The 16,756-nt window shown below is 59.1% G+C and carries 14 protein-coding genes and 1 pseudogene; 10 read left to right on the top strand and 5 right to left on the bottom strand.

Features of this window, described 5'->3' with window-relative positions; translation table 11 throughout:
• Positions 1-107: 107 nt before the first annotated feature.
• The 3 genes from ACQUTG_RS08915 to ACQUTG_RS08905 all read right to left on the bottom strand — a co-directional run bounded on the left by ACQUTG_RS08915 (position 108) and on the right by ACQUTG_RS08905 (position 3,572).
• Entirely contained in the window at positions 108-1,358 is a 1,251-nt protein-coding gene (locus tag ACQUTG_RS08915; RefSeq protein WP_428919058.1) for an ABC transporter substrate-binding protein, read from the bottom strand.
• Positions 1,359-1,535: 177 nt separating this feature from the next.
• Positions 1,536-2,420, bottom strand: coding sequence for an aldo/keto reductase (locus tag ACQUTG_RS08910; RefSeq protein ID WP_428919057.1), 885 nt, complete (start codon positions 2,418-2,420; stop codon positions 1,536-1,538).
• A gap of 114 nt (positions 2,421-2,534) precedes the next feature.
• The gene (locus ACQUTG_RS08905) at positions 2,535-3,572 is read right to left on the bottom strand and encodes a hypothetical protein (protein ID WP_428919056.1); all 1,038 of its coding nucleotides are present in this window, start codon (positions 3,570-3,572) and stop codon (positions 2,535-2,537) included.
• A 264-nt stretch (positions 3,573-3,836) separates the two neighbouring features.
• Here ACQUTG_RS08905 and ACQUTG_RS08900 point away from each other — a divergent pair, with 264 nt between their 5' ends.
• The 3 genes from ACQUTG_RS08900 (at position 3,837) to ACQUTG_RS08890 (ending at position 6,217) form a co-directional block, all read left to right on the top strand.
• On the top strand, positions 3,837-4,961 hold the full coding sequence (locus ACQUTG_RS08900) for an esterase/lipase family protein (RefSeq protein WP_428919055.1): 1,125 nt from the start codon (positions 3,837-3,839) through the stop codon (positions 4,959-4,961).
• Between the two features lie 192 nt (positions 4,962-5,153).
• Entirely contained in the window at positions 5,154-5,474 is a 321-nt protein-coding gene (locus tag ACQUTG_RS08895; protein ID WP_428919054.1) for a TraR/DksA family transcriptional regulator, read from the top strand.
• Positions 5,475-5,506: 32 nt separating this feature from the next.
• Positions 5,507-6,217, top strand: a complete 711-nt coding sequence (locus ACQUTG_RS08890; protein WP_428919053.1) for an ABC transporter ATP-binding protein — start codon at positions 5,507-5,509, stop codon at positions 6,215-6,217.
• Between the two features lie 97 nt (positions 6,218-6,314).
• Here the strand turns inward: ACQUTG_RS08890 and ACQUTG_RS08885 are convergent, their stop codons facing one another.
• Together ACQUTG_RS08885 and ACQUTG_RS08880 are read right to left on the bottom strand one after the other, a co-directional pair.
• Positions 6,315-8,117, bottom strand: a complete 1,803-nt coding sequence (locus ACQUTG_RS08885; protein ID WP_428919052.1) for a PHA/PHB synthase family protein — start codon at positions 8,115-8,117, stop codon at positions 6,315-6,317.
• Positions 8,118-8,126: 9 nt separating this feature from the next.
• The gene (locus ACQUTG_RS08880) at positions 8,127-8,459 is read right to left on the bottom strand and encodes a phasin family protein (RefSeq protein WP_428919051.1); all 333 of its coding nucleotides are present in this window, start codon (positions 8,457-8,459) and stop codon (positions 8,127-8,129) included.
• Between the two features lie 158 nt (positions 8,460-8,617).
• Here ACQUTG_RS08880 and ACQUTG_RS08875 point away from each other — a divergent pair.
• The 7 genes and pseudogenes from ACQUTG_RS08875 to ACQUTG_RS08845 all read left to right on the top strand — a co-directional run.
• Positions 8,618-8,701, top strand: a pseudogene (locus ACQUTG_RS08875) (TraR/DksA C4-type zinc finger protein); the annotation flags it as partial.
• Positions 8,702-8,758: 57 nt separating this feature from the next.
• Positions 8,759-11,134, top strand: a complete 2,376-nt coding sequence (locus ACQUTG_RS08870) for an ABC transporter permease (RefSeq protein WP_428919050.1) — start codon at positions 8,759-8,761, stop codon at positions 11,132-11,134.
• A gap of 44 nt (positions 11,135-11,178) precedes the next feature.
• Entirely contained in the window at positions 11,179-12,393 is a 1,215-nt protein-coding gene (locus tag ACQUTG_RS08865; RefSeq protein WP_428919049.1) for an efflux RND transporter periplasmic adaptor subunit, read from the top strand.
• 112 nt (positions 12,394-12,505) lie between these two features.
• On the top strand, positions 12,506-13,120 hold the full coding sequence (locus ACQUTG_RS08860) for a DUF2238 domain-containing protein (RefSeq protein WP_428919048.1): 615 nt from the start codon (positions 12,506-12,508) through the stop codon (positions 13,118-13,120).
• A 47-nt stretch (positions 13,121-13,167) separates the two neighbouring features.
• A complete protein-coding gene (locus tag ACQUTG_RS08855) occupies positions 13,168-14,631 on the top strand; it encodes an SLC13 family permease (RefSeq protein WP_428919047.1) in 1,464 nt (487 codons plus the stop codon).
• 241 nt (positions 14,632-14,872) lie between these two features.
• The gene (locus tag ACQUTG_RS08850) at positions 14,873-15,673 is read left to right on the top strand and encodes a C39 family peptidase (protein ID WP_428919046.1); all 801 of its coding nucleotides are present in this window, start codon (positions 14,873-14,875) and stop codon (positions 15,671-15,673) included.
• Positions 15,674-15,729: 56 nt separating this feature from the next.
• Positions 15,730-16,740, top strand: coding sequence for a transporter (locus ACQUTG_RS08845; protein ID WP_428919045.1), 1,011 nt, complete (start codon positions 15,730-15,732; stop codon positions 16,738-16,740).
• Positions 16,741-16,756 lie beyond the last annotated feature (16 nt).

The raw sequence follows: 16,756 nt of genomic DNA, 5'->3' as shown, positions 1-16,756 counted from the left end.
CTTTTTAACGACTTAACCGATGATTGCGGGGAGGAAGACCGGAAGGAAGAGGCGGGCGGGACTGATGCCCCGCCCGGTGCGTTACTCCGTGGACGGAGTAGCCGGGTTCAGAGGCGGGTGGGTTTGCCGGCCTCGCGGCGGCGCTCTTCCCATTCCTCGCGGGTCTGGGCGGCTTCATCTCCGGGCATGGAGTCAATGATGTCGAAGTAATCGGAGCTGTACTCGTCCGCCACGATGGTGTTCCGGTCCTTGACCTTCACCACGTGCACGGTCTGGACATTCTGGTGGTCAAACTCGCGCCAGTACTGCTCGTCCTTCAGCAGGGTGTAATGGTGACCCTCCAGGGCGCCGATGACCGATCTGCTGTTGGTGGTGCCTGCGCGCTCCACGGCATCCTTGTACTGATAGATGATGCTATAGGCCGAGGCGGCAGAGGTGGACGGGCGCATCTCGTAACGTTGGGAGAAGGCTTCGACAAATTCCTTGCCACGGGTATAGTTCTTCTCGTACGGCAGGTTCCAGACCCAGGGTGAGGCGCCGACGATGCCGGACATGATGGTCGGGCCGACCTGCCGTGCCATGCCCAGTGTCAGGTTCGGCACCACAACCTGCATTTTGTCGAGAACGCCCATCTCGTACGCCACGTTCAGGGCCCGGACCATGTCATCACCGAACAGCACCAGCATCAGGACCTTGGCGTCACTTGCCATGGCCTGTTCCAGGGCGCCGCGGAAATCCGAGATCAGCGCGCGGGGGAAGGGGGTCTTCACGCCCTGGTGGGCGTTGGTATCCTCTGTGCCCGAGAATTTGCGCACGGATTCCTCGACAGACCAGCCCCAGGTGTAGTCGGCGGTGATGTAGAAATACTCCTCATTGGCATGATTGCGGCCGAGGTACTGGCTCAGGGCCTTGGCGGTCATCCAGGCGTTGTAGGGCTCACGAAACATGTACTCGTGGCCTTCAGCGCCGGTGGTGGCATTGGAGTACGTGAGGGTGCCGAAGTAGATGGTGTCCCGGTCACGGGCAGCCTTGCCCGAGGCGATGGCAACGGCGCTGGATACGCCGCCGAACACCATCTTCGCGCCCTCCCGGTCAATCAGTTCGGCGGTGTTTTCCGCCCCCTGCTTGGGTTCACCCCGGGTGTTGCGGATGACCAGCTCCAGCGGTTGTCCCATCACGCCGCCGGCCTTGTTGATTTCGTCCACGGCCAGGAAGGCGCCAAGCCGCTGCTGCAGGCCCTGATCCTTGTAGCGCCCGGTCTGGGGATAGTTCAGCCCGATCTTGAGGGTCTCGGCATAAACAGTGGAGCCTGCCAGCATAAGCAGGCACGCAGAAAACAGGACTTTTCTCAAAGTCATGGAAATTGGCCTCCAGAAGCAAATTCACCGATAGGGTGAAAGGTGATTTCTGATTGTTGTTTTTACGCGCACGTTAGTGTCAACGCAGATAATAAGGCCAACAATGGGACTAAGGTGGAAATTTCCGTAACAGTTTGTAGGCAGTTGATGTATATCAAACGTCCTTGTTTGGTCCGATCAGGGCACCCGCCGGCCACGAACCGCCTCGAGCAGGGCGAACCAGAGGGGCCGTGGCAATGCCGAGCCGCAGCCTTCCAGAGCCGCCTTGATCCGCTCTTCGTTCATGCTTCCGAGAACCGGAATCGGTTTTCCAGGAATCTGGCCGATCCAGGCGATTGCCAGGGAGGTTTCGGACAGCCCGGTCTGCTCCCGTGCTGTTTCCAATAGATCCCCGGGCAGGTGCCCGGCCAGTTTACCGCCGCCCAGGGGGGACCAGGCCAACCAGCGCAACCGGTCGTTGAGCTGGGCCTCATGGGTGCCGTCAAACAAAGGCTCTGCGTGGGCAAGTGACAGCTCGGCCTGGTTGCAGACCAGTGGCAGATCGGTGTTCTTCTGCAGCCATCGCCACTGCTCTGGTCGGAAATTGGAGACACCGATATGGCGGACCTTCCCGGAACTGACGGCGTCTTCCAGCGCCCTGGCTACGGACTCGGCTTCCATCAGCGGGTCCGGGCGATGGATGAGGAAGGTGTCCACCTGCTCAACCCGGAGTCTCCCCAAAGCCCGGTTTATGGCCCCGGATACATGGTCTGCTTCGGCCCGGTAGTGTTTGGTCTGCCATTGGCTGGTGTCCTGGTCAGCCAGCACGATCCCCGTCTTGGTAATGATGCGAATCTTGTCACGCAGGCCCGGATAAGCTGCCAATGCCTCACCGAACAGGCGTTCGCACTCGCCATCGCCATAGATGTCGGCGTGATCGAAAACATCCAGGCCCCGTTCCAGCTGGCTTTCAATCCAGGCCGCCAGGGTCTTGGGAGCGTGCAGTTGCGGGTGATCCAGAAGTCGCATCATCCCGAGTATCAGCGGTGTGTCGGCCAGGTAACCGGTAGCCTGTGATGTCATGATTATTTCCTCCCGACGGCGATGACCACCCGAGCTTGCGCAAAGGCTCAAGGATGCCACACCTCTTGCTGGATTCAATAGCTGACCAGTTCATGTCGGGCCGAGTCCTTTCCGCTAGTTCTGACCGTAAACGCGGCTTTCCTGAAAGCGAAAGTAACCGGCGGCCTCCTCATCCCGGATAATCGTCGCCATTTCGTCCCCGAAAACTTCCCGGCTCAGGCTGTCCAGAGCTTCTTCCCGTTCAGGTCCCGGTTGGTATTTTTTGACGATGGCCTGCCGTTTGGTTTCATAGGTTTCGCCCCGGACCCAGCGGTCGTCCCGGGTCCGGTCGAGCTGATCCCAGCGGTTGAGGGCCTGCTCTTCCATGCCGAGTTGCTGGCGGATCCCACGTAGCGTTTCGTAACGCTGTTCCGGTCCCTGCTCGTGTAATGATTGCTGAACGGTGGATAGAGAAAGAAAGCGATCGGTCAGTTCCTGGCGCCGTCGCTCCATTACCCGAGCAGCCTCGTCGCCGTAGGCGTCCTGAATGGCCTGGGCGTACGCCTCGGCCTTGGCGAGGGTGGGACCAGGCTGTTGGTCCAGGTTCTTGAGTGACTGGCCCAGGGAATAATTACGCAGCTCCGATTGCCAGATCTCATCGGCATCCACGCCGAAAAGCTCCCTCCGTTTGGCCCAGATAAAGTCGCGACGTTCTTCAGGCCCCATGGCACGCAGCGAGTACTGTTCCCGCTCCATGAAATCCTGATAGGCAATCATTGCCTCGGCTCTGTTCAGAAGCTCCTCGCCACGGTCCGGAAACCAGCTCAGCAACAGCGCCGAAAGGTTCTCTCGCCAGTACTCAGGGTCGAACTGGTTGAGATACCGCATCAATTCTTCCAGCAACCGTACCTGGCCGCCCGGATGATCAAGCTGGCCCTCGAACCGGGCCATCAAACGTTCCCGAAACGCCTCGAGGTCATCATTCAGGACAGGCTCTTCCTGCGTCGGAGTAGCCCGGGGTGAGGGCGTTTCGGGTTGCGACTCCCTGGTTTCCTGTGGCGCGGCCGCAGCCGGGGTGGCGGCTATGGTCATTTCGCTCTCGAGCCACTGATAGGTCAGGGCAACGATCAGTGCCGAGCCGATTATCAGCACCGGGATTGGCTTTACTTTCACACCGGTCACCATTGGTTGTTTTGAGTTGTTGTCATGAACCGGCTTCAAACCTAGCAGGCTCCGGTTTTTTGCAGTGTGAGCCACCACAAAAAAATGAGAAGGTATCACCTATTTGTTGCAGATGTGACATTTCTCACAACGGGGCAAAAGGATATGGGCTAGAAATGGGTTGCCTGCTATTTAGGCGCCCCGGTTGCCTGTGTCCGGGTGGATCAGGCAGCAGTACCGTGGTCAGGCTCACAAAAAAAACAAGAGGCTAATACCATGAAGAACGAAAGTGCCCTGACAAGGGTGGGCGCAGTCATGCTCCTGGTCACCGGGATGGTGATCGCCCCTGCGACCCTGGCAAGGGATGCCAACCGTACTCAATACCCGGTGGTTTTTGCCCATGGCATGGCCGGGTTCGACGACATTCTGGGATACGATTACTGGGGAGATGACTACGGCACGTTTGTGCTCGACCCCTGTGACAAGTTCCTGGAAGTGAACTGCAACGGCGATATCAATGATAACCAGCGCAGTTTTGTTTCCTCGGTGACTCCGTTCCAGAGCTCCGAGGTTCGCGGCTACCAGTTGGCGAACAACATCGAGAGCTACATGGCCACCTCCGGTGCCAGTCATGTGAATATCGTTTCTCATTCCCAGGGCGGTATCGATTCCCGCAAGGCCGCTCGCCTGCTGCGGGAGCGTAAGGGTTACCGTGTTGTTCAGACCCACGTCAGTGTCTCATCGCCGCACCGGGGTTCACCGGTGGCCAAGTATGTTCTGGATCACTACATCAATTCGATTACTGAAACCCTGGCCAACTACTATGGCAATGTGGTCTACGGCAGTGGCAACGATGCGATCGCCGGTGCCAAGCAGCTGGTATACAACGACTACGATCCCAACGATGGTGTAACCACCGGCATGAAGGCGTTCAACCAGAAGTATCCTTCCAGCACCAGCTACGTCGCCAACTCGGTGTCCATGATGACGGCGCAGAATGGCAGCGGGGTGAATCCGGCGTTGTGGCTGTTGTCCGAGCTGATCTACAACATCGATGGTGATGGTTACTGTTACGATGATTGTAACGGTGACGGTGCCGCGGGCCAGGGTGATGGCTATGCCGGTGACCGGGATGACGATGGCCTGGTTGGCATCAATAGCCAGCAGCAGGGCTACCGCATGCAGTACTATGAGTGCTGGGGCTGTCTTGATTACGCCTGGGAGCAGCGCGGATTGGGTTATGTCAGCGACATCAACCATCCGAACAGTACCCAGATGACGTCGTCCAGCTACGTGATCAACCAGGATCATCTGGATGTTATCGGCGTCGGCCCGGACAACTTCGACGAGATGGAGTTCTACGCCGCCATTACCGATTACATCGCGGATCGGGGCGACTGACGTCAGAAATCAACGCGGAGATGCAGCTAACCCGGACCTCGCCAGGGGTCCGGGTCTGAATTAGTTTGGGGGGGGGGCAACGTTCAGTCGTTTGTCGGACGGGAATTTTGACAGGCATCAATCCGGGGTTCAGCTTATGCTTTAGGGTAGGCGTTAATGTCCCATGGAAGCTCAAAGGAGTAGTAACCCGCCATGACTGACCGTAAATCCGAACTGGAAGCCCTGAAAGCCGACGTTCAGGCCCGCCTGAATCGATACCACGCCCACCAGAACCGCGAGGATGGAGCCCTGGACAAGGACTTTGAAGAACAGGCGACCCAGACCCAGAACGATGAAGTGGTCGACTCCCTGGAATCGGAGGCCCGCTCCGAGCTTACCCAGATCGAGCATGCCCTGGAGCGTATCAATAACGGTGTCGGCGATGAGTGCGAATCCTGCGGGGAAGACATCGATCCGCGCAGATTGCAGGTATTGCCGTACACCACGCTTTGTGTCGACTGCGCCGGCGATTGAATCACCCGGAAGCAGGGACAGGTATTCCAGCTGTGAACAGGGAAGCGGTCTTCCACACCCGGGGTGTGACCAAGGTCTACGACCAGGGTGAGGTACAGGTGCATGCCCTTCGGGGCATCGACCTGGATCTCTATTCCGGTGAACTGGTGGTCATGCTGGGTGCTTCCGGCTCCGGTAAATCCACCCTGCTCAATATTTTAGGCGGGCTGGATGTGCCCACCGCCGGTGAGGTGCGTTACCGGGATCATGACCTGAGCGGTGCCAGCGATGCCGAGCTGACCCGCTACCGCCGGGAGCATGTCGGATTCGTGTTCCAGTTCTATAACCTGATTCCGAGCCTCACGGCGAGGGAAAACGTCGCGGCGGTCACCGAGATCGCCTCCGACCCCATGACGCCCGAAGAAGCGTTAGGCCTGGTCGGGCTTAAATCCCGGATGGACCACTTTCCGGCCCAGCTTTCCGGTGGCGAGCAACAACGGGTGGCCATTGCCCGGGCCATCGCCAAGCGCCCGCAGGTGCTGCTTTGCGACGAGCCCACAGGAGCACTGGATTCGGCAACCGGCATACTGGTGCTGGAAGCCCTGGACAAGGCCAACCGGGAAACCGGGACCACCACCGTCATCATTACCCACAATGCCTCTATCGCCGGTATGGGAGACCGGGTAATCACCATGTCCGACGGCAGGATCAGCGGCGAATCCCGCAATGCCGAACGGCAGGACCCGAAGACCCTGACCTGGTGACGCCATGGCCCTGACTACCTCCTCAGTAACAGTAGAGCTGAACGACCAGAACAGATTTCGCCCGTCCTGCCTCGCCGACCAATAGACTTTCCGGTATTCACAACTTCGCAGCGTCCGCAGCTTTGACTTTGACATAACTGCCGGGTGCATCTTCAAGCACGGGCAGATCTCCGTCCCCCGGGGTGCGGGCAGGAACCGTCTCTTCAGTGAACGCAGCAATCCATTCCAGCCAATACGGCCACCAGGACCCGGAATGATGTTCCGAGCCTTCAAACCAGGCGTCAGCGTCCGGCACCAGGGTGTCATTGGTCCAGTAGCCGTATTTTTCTTTGCAGGGCGGATTGATCACGCCGGCGATGTGCCCAGAGCCGGAGAGCACAAAGCGGACATCGCCACCGTGGGCCAGGGCTCCCTTGTACGTGGTTTTCCATTTGGCGATATGATCCTGCCGGGCAGACAGGAAAAAAGAGGGCACATCAATTTCGGACAGGTTGATGGATTCACCGAGCAGGTTCAGGGAATTCGGCTGCACCAGCCGGTTGTTCAGGTACATCTGCCGCAGATAGAAACTGTGCATCCTGGCCGGCAGGTTGGTGCCATCGGTGTTCCAGTAAAGCAGGTCAAAGGCCGCCGGCTTCTGGCCTTTCAGGTAGTTATTGGTCCAGAACGACCAGAACAACTCGTTTTCTCTCAGCAGGTTGAAGGTGAACGCCATGGCGCGGCCATCGAGATAGCCCTTGCGCTCAAGCATCCGTTCAATACCCCGGATTGAATGGTCGTTGATAAATACACCGATGCCGCCCGGGTCCGAGAAGTCCAGCAGGGTGGTCAGATAGGTCGCGCTGACAACCGGGTTGCGGCGTTTTTTCTTGAGCCAGGCCAGCGTTGAGCCCAACAGGGTGCCACCGATGCAGTAACCGATCGCATTCATCTGTTCTTCGCCGGTGGCTTCGGTGACCGCCTCCATGGCAGCCAATGGCCCCAGCTCCATATAGTCTTCCCAGCCTTTGTCCCGGAGGGAAGGGCCAGGATTGCGCCAGGAAATAATGAACACGGTCTGGCCCTGGTTCACCAGCCACTGGATAAAGGAGTTCCTGGCGGTCAGGTCCAGGATGTAATACTTGTTGATCCAGGGAGGAACAATCAGCAACGGGCGTTTGCTGACGGTTTCCGTTGTCGGCGAATACTGGATCAGCTGCATCAGCTCGTTCTGGAACACCACCTTGCCGGGGGTGGTTGCCAGGTTACGTCCCACCTCAAAAGCGGAGCGGTCGGTCATTCCAACATTGAAGAGGGAGGGATTCTGGCGCAGGTCTTCGATCAGCTGCCGACCACCGTCTACAAGGTTCATCCCTTTGCGTTCCCAGGTGATCCGGAGCACTTCCGGATTAGTAGCGGGGAAATTCGAGGGTGACAGTGCACTGGTCAGTTGCCGGGCATAGAACAGCATCTGGTCCCGCCCTGCCTGCGGCATCCCTTCCATGGCGGCTACCCAGTCCAGGAACGTGCGGGAATTGATCAGATAGGCCTGATGGAGAACATCGAAAGGCAGGTGTTTGCGCCAGTCTTCGGCCTGGAAGCGCCGGTCGTCGGGTTCCGGCTCGATAACCGGCGGTTTATCCTTGCCCACCAGCCGGGCGAGGGTGTAATACCCCAGCGCGGCATGCTTGCGAGCCAGATCCAGCTCCGCTCCAGCGAACCGCAGTGGATGGAGTAGCAGGTCCTCTGCCATCGTCCTGTAGGCATCCGACATTTCCGTTATCGTGGAGAGGGTTGCATCATCCAGAACGCCAGCATCTCCAAGCAATTTCTCCAGTTGCTGCTGCCCCTGACGAACGTTGGTTTCGAAACCGTTGACGAGCTGACCGACAGCCTTACCGAGCGTATCCAGACCGAACATGGTTATCCCTTACTTGGCGGATTTCGGGCCCGGTTTAGCAGTTTCTTCCGGCTCTTTCTCGAACACCTTCTGGATCTGCTCGCGGCTTTCATTGAAGTAGTCCTGCCAGGCTTTCCAGTCAGCGGTGAACTGCTCACTCAGGGATTTCAGGGTTTCCGCCTGGTCCCCGGTCAGGCTTTTCAGACTCTCCAGATCGCGGACTTCGGACACTTTTTTTGCCTGCTCCATGGTGACATCCGCATAACGACGGAAGGCGTTCATCTGCATTTCCGCGGCCTTGCCAAACTGCTCGAAGAGGGTTTCATTCAGACGGTTGGCTTTTTCAAACAGATCGTTGGTCATGGCTACAGCTCCTTTGCATACAGGTTGAATGAAACTCCATTCTGCCTGAGCAGTTATGACGCAGTTTTGACAAGCATCAATCCCGGGTTCAGCTTATGCTTTACTGTAAGCGTTTATTTATCCTGGGCTGCATCCACGACTGAGTCGGCGATGAATGCGAATCCTGCGGGGAAGAAATCTATCCGCGCAGGTTGCAGGTATTGCCGTACACCATGATGTGTGTGGACTGCGCCGGCGATTGAATCAGCCAAAAACAGGAGCATCGACTTGGATCTCTGCACCGGTGACCTGGTGACGCCATGGCCCTGACCACCCCCTCACTCAACACCAAGATTCGCCGGGAGCTCTGGCAGATGCGGGGGCAGGTGCTGGCCATTGCCCTGGTCATCGCCGGCGGTGTCGCGGTGTGTGTGTTGTCCCTGGTCAACTATTCGTCCCTGGTTTCCACACGCGCAGTGTATTACGACGATTACCAGTTTGCCGAGGTGTTCACCTCGCTCAAGCGGGCGCCCCTGCATGTCACCCAGCAGATTGCCGCCATGCCCGGGATCTCCCGTTTCAGTGCGCGGGTGGAGGGGGGCGCCAAACTGGAGATGCCGGGGTTTGAAGATCCGGTGTCCGCCCGTCTTGTGTCATTGCCTGAGCACGGCCAGCCGGAGGTGAACCAGTTGTTCCTGCGCCGCGGCCGTCTGCCGCTGGCGGGCCGGGGCCATGAGGTGGTGGTGATTCAGGGTTTTGCCGAGGCCCACCATCTGGAGCCGGGGGATCGCTTTACCGGGATCATCAACGGCCGTCGCCAGGAGCTGACGGTCACCGGCATCGCAGAGTCTCCGGAGTTCATTTATGTGCTTGCCCCGGGAAGCATGTTACCGGATTACCCCCGTTATGGCGTCCTGTGGATGGGGCGGGAGGCCCTGGCTGCAGCCATGGACATGAAAGGGGCCTTCAACAGCCTGGTTGCCCGGGTAGAGCCCGGAGTACCGGTGGCATCGGTCATCGACAACCTGGATCGGGTGCTGGACCGCTACGGTGGTACCGGCGCCTATGGACGAGAGGATCATTTCTCTCACCAGATGCTGGACGATGAGCTGGCCCAGCTGCGGACCATGGCAACGGTTTTCCCGGCGATCTTCATGACGGTCGCCATGTTTCTGCTCAATGTGGTCATCAACCGGTTGATCAGCACCCAGCGGGACATCATTGCCATACTCAAGGCCTTTGGTTACAGCAATGTGCAGATTGGCTGGCATTACAGTCAGCTGGTGCTGACCATTTCGGTGATCGGTCTGTTCCTGGGGGTAGCCCTGGGTGTCTGGGCGGGCCGGGCCATGGGTGAGATCTACATGGATTATTACCGGTTCCCGTCGCTGTTGTTCCGGCTGGATACGGCCTGGCTCCTGCTGCTTGCGGTCGTTACCCTCCTGGTGGCCTGGCTGGGCGGCTGGCAGGCTATCCGGCGCGCCGCCGCCCTGCCGCCGGCAGAGGGTATGCGCCCCGAGGGGCCGGCTCGGTTTCGGATCACCGCCGCCGAACGGTTCTTTGCCCCGCGCGGATTCAGTCAGCCCTCACGGATGGTGGTCCGCCAACTATTCCGGCGACCGGGGCGAACGCTACTGTCAGTCAGCGGCATTGCCATGGCCTCCGCCATCGTCCTGGTGGGGAATTTCCAGTTCGATGCGGTTTCCCTGATGGTGCATTCGCAATTTGCCCGGGTCCAGCAACAGGACGTCACCGCTACCCTGATTGACCCGGTCAGTTCACCGGCAGTGTATGACCTCCAGAGGCAGCCGGGTATCCGTTACGCGGAGGGGCGACGGGTGGTGACTGCCCGACTGGTGAACGGGCACAGGGAATGGCGTGGTGCAATCACCGGTATGCCCGATCAGGCCAGCCTCCAGTTTGTTATCGACAGTGAAATGAAGCCGGTTCCCCTGCCGGAGGCCGGCTTGCTCTTGACGGATTTCCTGGCCCGGCGGCTGAATGTGACCGCGGGTCAGACGCTTGAAATCGAGATTCTGGAGGGAGATCGCCGCCGTGTCGAATTGCCGGTTGCCGGGATAACGAGCGAATTCCTCGGGGTTGGTGCCTACATGCGGCTGGCGTCCCTGAATCGTGCGCTGGGGGAAGGGGAGCTGGTCAATCAGGTTCTGCTGAATATTGACCCCCAGCGAGCTCATGAAACCTACCGCGAACTTCGGGAAACCCCCCGCATACTCGGTATCAGTATCCGTCAGGCGATGCTGGATAGTTTTTACGAAACACTGGCAAAAACCTTCCTGACGTTTACCCTTTTCATCAGCATGCTGGGTGGAATCATTGCCTTCGGGGTGGTCTACAATACGGTGCGGATTTCCCTGGCTGAGAAGGGGCGGGAACTGGCAAGCCTGCGGGTCCTGGGATACACCCACAATGAGGTAAATCACATTCTTCTCGCGGAAGTGGCGGTCATGCTGGTTCTGGGAATCCCCCTGGGCTGGCTTGCAGGCTATGGTTTGTCCTGGGCCATTATCACGGCGATGCAGACCGAGCTGTATCGGGTACCGCTGACCATCACCTCGCAAACGCTGGGTATTTCCTCGGCGGTGGTTGTGGTATCTGCCATCGCTTCGGGGGTGATCGCCTGGTGGCGTCTGCGTAACCTGGACCTGATAGCGGTCCTCAAAACCCGTGAATAGCAATCGGGAGAACATCAAATGGAGCGATTTCCGGGCGGGGTAGTGTGAGCAAAAAACGATTATCGGGTAAATGGCTGTTTTGGGGACTGGTGGCGCTGCTGGCGGTGGCGGCGATCGCCTTTGCTTTCCGCCCGGATCCGGTGTGGGTGGATCTGGCGGAGGTCAGTCGCGGACCGCTGGAGGTTTCTATCACCGAGGAGGGCAAGGCTCGGGTCAAGGACCGGTACCTGATTTCGGCACCGGTTTCCGGTTATCTGCACCGGGTCATGCCGGATGTCGGTGACACGGTGAGTGCGGGCCAGACCCTGACCGAAGTGGATCCGATGCCATCGGCCATCCTGGATGCCAGAAGTCGTGCCGAAGCGGAGGCGAAACTGGAGTCGGCCCGGTCTGCCCTGAATTCGGCGCGGCAGAAGGTGGCGGCGGCCGAAGCGGAGGCCCGGTTTGCCCGCCAGGAACTTGAACGACTGGAGGCTCTGGGAGCCAGAAACGACAACCGGTTTGTTTCCGAAGAACAGGTCGAACAGGCAAGAACCACGGCGGATCGGGCTCAGGCCATTCTGCGTTCGGCCCGCTTTGACCAGGAAGTCATGGCCCACGAGCTGGAAGCGGCACGTACCCGTCTGGAGGTATCGGCGGCCCGCAGTAATGGCGAACAGCCGAAGGAGCGGGTGGCGGTGACCTCTCCGGTCGCCGGTGCGGTACTGTCGGTTGTGCGCAAGAGTGAAGGTGTCATCCAGGCGGGGAGTCCGATAGCCGAGGTCGGAGACCCGGCGGCCCTGGAGGTGGTCATCGATGTGCTCAGTTTTGATGCGGTGAAGCTGCAGCCCGGCATGGAGGTTCGCTTCAGCGGCTGGGGTGGGCCCGAGCTGGAAGGCGTGGTCCGGCGGGTTGAGCCGGTCGGGTTCGAGGATATTTCGGCTCTGGGCGTGGAGGAGCAACGGGTTCAGGTGGTGGCAGATATCACCAGCCCCATCGACCAGTGGCAATCCCTAGGTGATGGCTACCGCGTGGATGCCAGCTTCATACTCTGGTCTGCCGAGGACGTGCTCTGGGTCTCGTCATCCGCCATTTTCAACTCTGAGGGTCGGAGCTGGGTGTTCCTCGCCCGGGACGATACCGTCCATCGCCAGCCGGTGCAGACCGGCCAGAGCAATGGGCTGAAAACGGAGATTCTCGATGGGCTGACAATCGGCGATCGGGTGGTAAGGCACCCGGATCGGCAACTGGACGAGGGTGTCCGTATCCGCGCCCGCTGAATCAATAAAAGTGATTGTCTGTCGGGGTTTGTCCGCTGTTGAATCCTGATGACCGGTGGCTAAAGTTCAATGCGACCATAAACCCGAAAATACCGACGAGGGAGTGCCGTATATGGCTCAGAAACCGGTGGCTGTCCTGGCCTGGGTGGGAATTTTTCTGGCAGTATTTGTCTGGTCGGGTATTGGCCCCAAGGACCGGGCGACCTGGGTCCTGGAGGTGCTGCCAGCTGCCATCGGCTTTGTTCTTGTAGCCTGGTGTTATTTCCGGTTTCCCCTGACGTCACTGGCCTATTGGCTGATCCTGGTGCACGCCGTCATCCTGATGGTGGGCGGCCACTACACCTATGCCGAAGTGCCCCTGTTCAGTCACCTGGGCGACTGGTTTGGCTGGGAGCGTAACAATTACGACAAACTCGGACACCTTGCCCAGGGATTCATCCCGGCGATGATTGCCCGCGAGGTGGTCATCAGGCTGGAAGTCTTCGCCCGGTCCGGCTGGTCCTCGTTCTTCATCGTCTGCTTCTGTCTTGCCGTCAGCGCATTCTACGAGTTGATCGAATGGTGGGTGGCGCTGCTGAGTGATGAGGCGGCCGAGGCCTTCCTGGGTACCCAGGGTTATGTCTGGGATACCCAGTCGGATATGGCCTGGGCCCTGTCCGGCGCTATTCTGGCGCTGGTGCTGCTTGGCCGTGTCCATGACCGGCAGCTTGCCCGTGTGGCCTCCTGAACCCAGTTGAAACTGACCTGTATTGAACCTGACGGAAACCTGTTGTTATGTCTGAATCCCGAAACGGCGCGAACCAGTCCCGGGGACTGCCGAAAAGTCAGTTGATCGGCCTGGTGCTCGGCGCCCTGTTTCTGTTGATGACGTTGTTTTTCCCAGCCCCTGAAACCATGGGCGAGGAAGCCTGGGCTGCCCTTGGCCTGATGCTGTTGATGGCGACCTGGTGGAGTACCGAGGCCATTCCGATACCCGCCACGGCGATGCTGCCCATCGTGCTGGTGCCGGCGCTGGGCTTGGGGTCCGTTTCGGCGGCCACATCCCCCTATGCCCATCCGATCATCTTCCTGTTTCTCGGCGGCTTTACCCTCGGCCTGGCCATGCAGCGCTGGAACCTGCACCGTCGCATTGCCCTGCTGACTCTGAAAACGGTGGGCAGCAAGCCGAAGCGCCAGATCGCCGGGTTCATGCTCGCCACCGCGTTTCTGAGCATGTGGGTGAGTAACACCGCCACCGCAATCATGATGCTGCCCATTGGCCTGTCCGTGATTGCCATGGCCGACGGTTCCAACCCTGAAGGTGTTCGTCGCTATGCCACGGCGCTGTTACTGGCGATTGCCTACTCCGCCAGTATCGGTGGCATCGGAACCCTGATCGGAACACCGCCCAATGCGTTGCTGGCAGCTTACCTGAGCGAAAACCAGGGCATCTCGGTGGGCTTTGCCCAATGGATGCTGCTGGGTGTTCCGGTGACGGTGGTCATGCTGGCGCTGGCCTGGTGGTGGCTGACCCGGTGTGATTTCGGGCTGGCTCACCAAGGCGATAGCGGTGATCTCATCCGTGACGAGCTGGCCTCACTGGGGCCGCTGGGCAAAGGGGAAAAGCTGGTCGGGGTGGTGTTCCTGATCACCGCCGCCGCCTGGATCTTCCGACCGCTGCTGTCTGATGGGCTGATGCCCTGGCTCAGCGACACTGGTATCGCGATCGCAGCGGCCATCGCCATGTTCCTGATTCCGGTAGACACCCGTGAGCGCCAGTTCCTGATGGACTGGGATACCGCCAAGGGCATTCCCTGGGGTGTCCTGCTGTTGTTCGGTGGTGGCCTGGCGATGGCGGGTGTTATCAGCAGTTCCGGACTCGCGGAGTGGATTGCCGGCGCCCTGGGCGCGGCCGGAACACTGCCGACGCTGTTGCTCATTGCCATTGTGGCGGGGGTGATCATCTTTCTGACCGAGGTGACCAGCAATACCGCCACCGCTGCCGCGTTCCTGCCGTTGCTGGGGGCGCTGGCCATGTCCCAGGGGGTATCGCCGCTGTTGCTTACCGTTCCTGCCGCCATTGCCGCCAGCTGCGCGTTCATGATGCCGGTGGCAACGCCGCCCAATGCCATCGTGTTTTCCAGTGGCGACATGAAAATCGGAGACATGATCAGCGCCGGCTTTGCCCTCAACCTGATGGGCATCGTGGTGGTGACGCTGTTGTGTTACGCCCTCCTCGGGGTGGTCTTTACCCTCTGACAATCTGGAGGCTGCTTTCCCCCTGAACCTTGCTGAGCACCCCCTGGAAGGCTCAATGGCCTCCGGGGGCGTTGCTGTTTCTGCCATGAACCAGTTCTCAAAACGTTACTTCAAGGAAGCTTCTGCAGAGACAGATTTGAGGCACAGTTATCTTTAAGGGGTCCGGTATTTCGGTATCTTACCGTAACAACATGTAACCCGATGAACGCTGCGGGTCATAAAAACAGGGACTTCATCTGACATGCTGCTGGTGCTCGCCGGATCCATTCTTACATTCACCATGGTGCAGGAAGCAACCTTGGTCGAGCCGTTCGATAAGGGCTCTATTGTGATCGAGCAGGACGTGGATGCAAGTCCGGTGAAGTTGCGCTCCGATTTCCGTGTAGAGCCACTGGTCGAACAGAAGTACCGCAACATTGTCCGTCAGGCCTATGACTACAGCTGCGGCAGTGCGGCCCTGACCACCGTGCTCAACTACTACCTCGGCCGTACCCTGTCGGAACGGCAGGTGATGGAGGGCCTGCTGCATTACGGCGAAAGCGAGCGGATCGTTCAGCGCCGCGCTTTCTCCATGCTGGACATGAAACGGCTGGTGACGGCGCTGGGTTATCCGTCCGGCGGCTTCCGGGCGACCATCGAGGATCTGATCGATCTTGATCACCCGGCGATTGTTCCAATCCATCACGCCGGCTTCAAACACTTCGTGGTGCTGCGCACCATCCGGGATGGCCGGGTCTACCTGGCGGACCCCTCGGTGGGCAACATCTCCTTCACCCTCGCCCAGTTCGAGGAGAAGTGGGACGACAACGTGCTGTTTATTGTCTTTCCCGGCAGCGACAAACCCCTGGATAACCTCGAGCTGAAAGAAGAAGACCTGCGCTTTATAGATGACCAGACAATGACCCTGCTGGCTCTGGAACGGATTCCGGTGTTCCACGAGGCCACGGAACGACGCATCAACAACTTGCTCGAACGCCAGAAAAACAACCCGGACGGTAGTGTCGAAAACACCCGAAAACAACTGCATTACCGCCGTAACTAATTCTCCGGGCGCAAGACCCGGCACAGAATCACTACAAATAAAACAAGGGAGTCAGGATGAATCGTTGGTTTGTGCGAGGTTTTATCCTTGTTTCCGCCACAGCACTGTTTCCAGGCACGGTGCTGGCACAGGAGGGAAGCGTGGACCAGGCGAGGGAAGCGCTGGCCAGGCAGGAGGGTGACGAAGATGCCTCCAAACAGCTGGAAGAAGTGTTCCAGGCTGCCGAGAAGAACTACTCTCTGCAGAAAAAGGGCACCCACTCGCTGAACTACTCGTTCGACTATTCCTATACAGCGGACCAGCGCCTGGACCTGGCCATCACCAATGGTTCGGTGCGTAACCTGGATGTGGTGCCGTCGGCCACCCACAACTTCACCAATTCCTTTTCCTACGATTACGGTTTGCTGGATAACCTGACCGTCGGCACCCGTATCCCCCTGGTGGTCAAATACGATACCGAGGATGAGCTGAGCATCTACGATTTCGGGGACGTGTCCTTCACCGGCCGCTGGCAGCCGTTTGCCTATGTGCCCGGCAAGATGTCCACCACCTTTTTCGGTACGCTGACCACCAAGACCGGCGTCAGCCCCTATGAAATCGACATCAAGGAACAGTTGTCCACGGGCAGCGGGTACTACTCGGCAGGCGGGGGTGTGAGTCTTTCAAAGGTACTGGATCCGGTTGTGGTTTTCGGTTCCGTCAGTGCCACTTACAACCTGCCGGCCGAGGATCTGAACCAGGTCCGGGGGGCACGTTTGCTGGTTGAGGTCGAGCCCGGATTCGGTCTGTCCGGTTCTGCCGGCTTTGCCTACTCGCTTTCCTACGACATCTCCCTGAGCATCTCGGCCCAGTTGAGCTACAGCGACGAAACCATACTGACCTTCTCCAACGGCGAGCAGGCCGTGGCCCAGGACCAGATGACCGGTTTCCTGAGCATGTCGCTTGGTACCCGGGTCAGTGATACCACCATCGTAAACACCAGTCTGGGCATCGGCCTGACCGAAGACGCGCCCGACTTCTCGCTCGGGGTATCCCTGCCCATCAACTTCTCTGGCCTCAAAGAGTGAGTGTTGCGGTCCACGA

The sequence above is a fragment of the Marinobacter sp. DUT-1 genome (genome assembly GCF_050379415.1).
Lineage (GTDB): Bacteria > Pseudomonadota > Gammaproteobacteria > Pseudomonadales > Oleiphilaceae > Marinobacter.
This window is presented reverse-complemented; position numbering and strand designations above follow the sequence as displayed.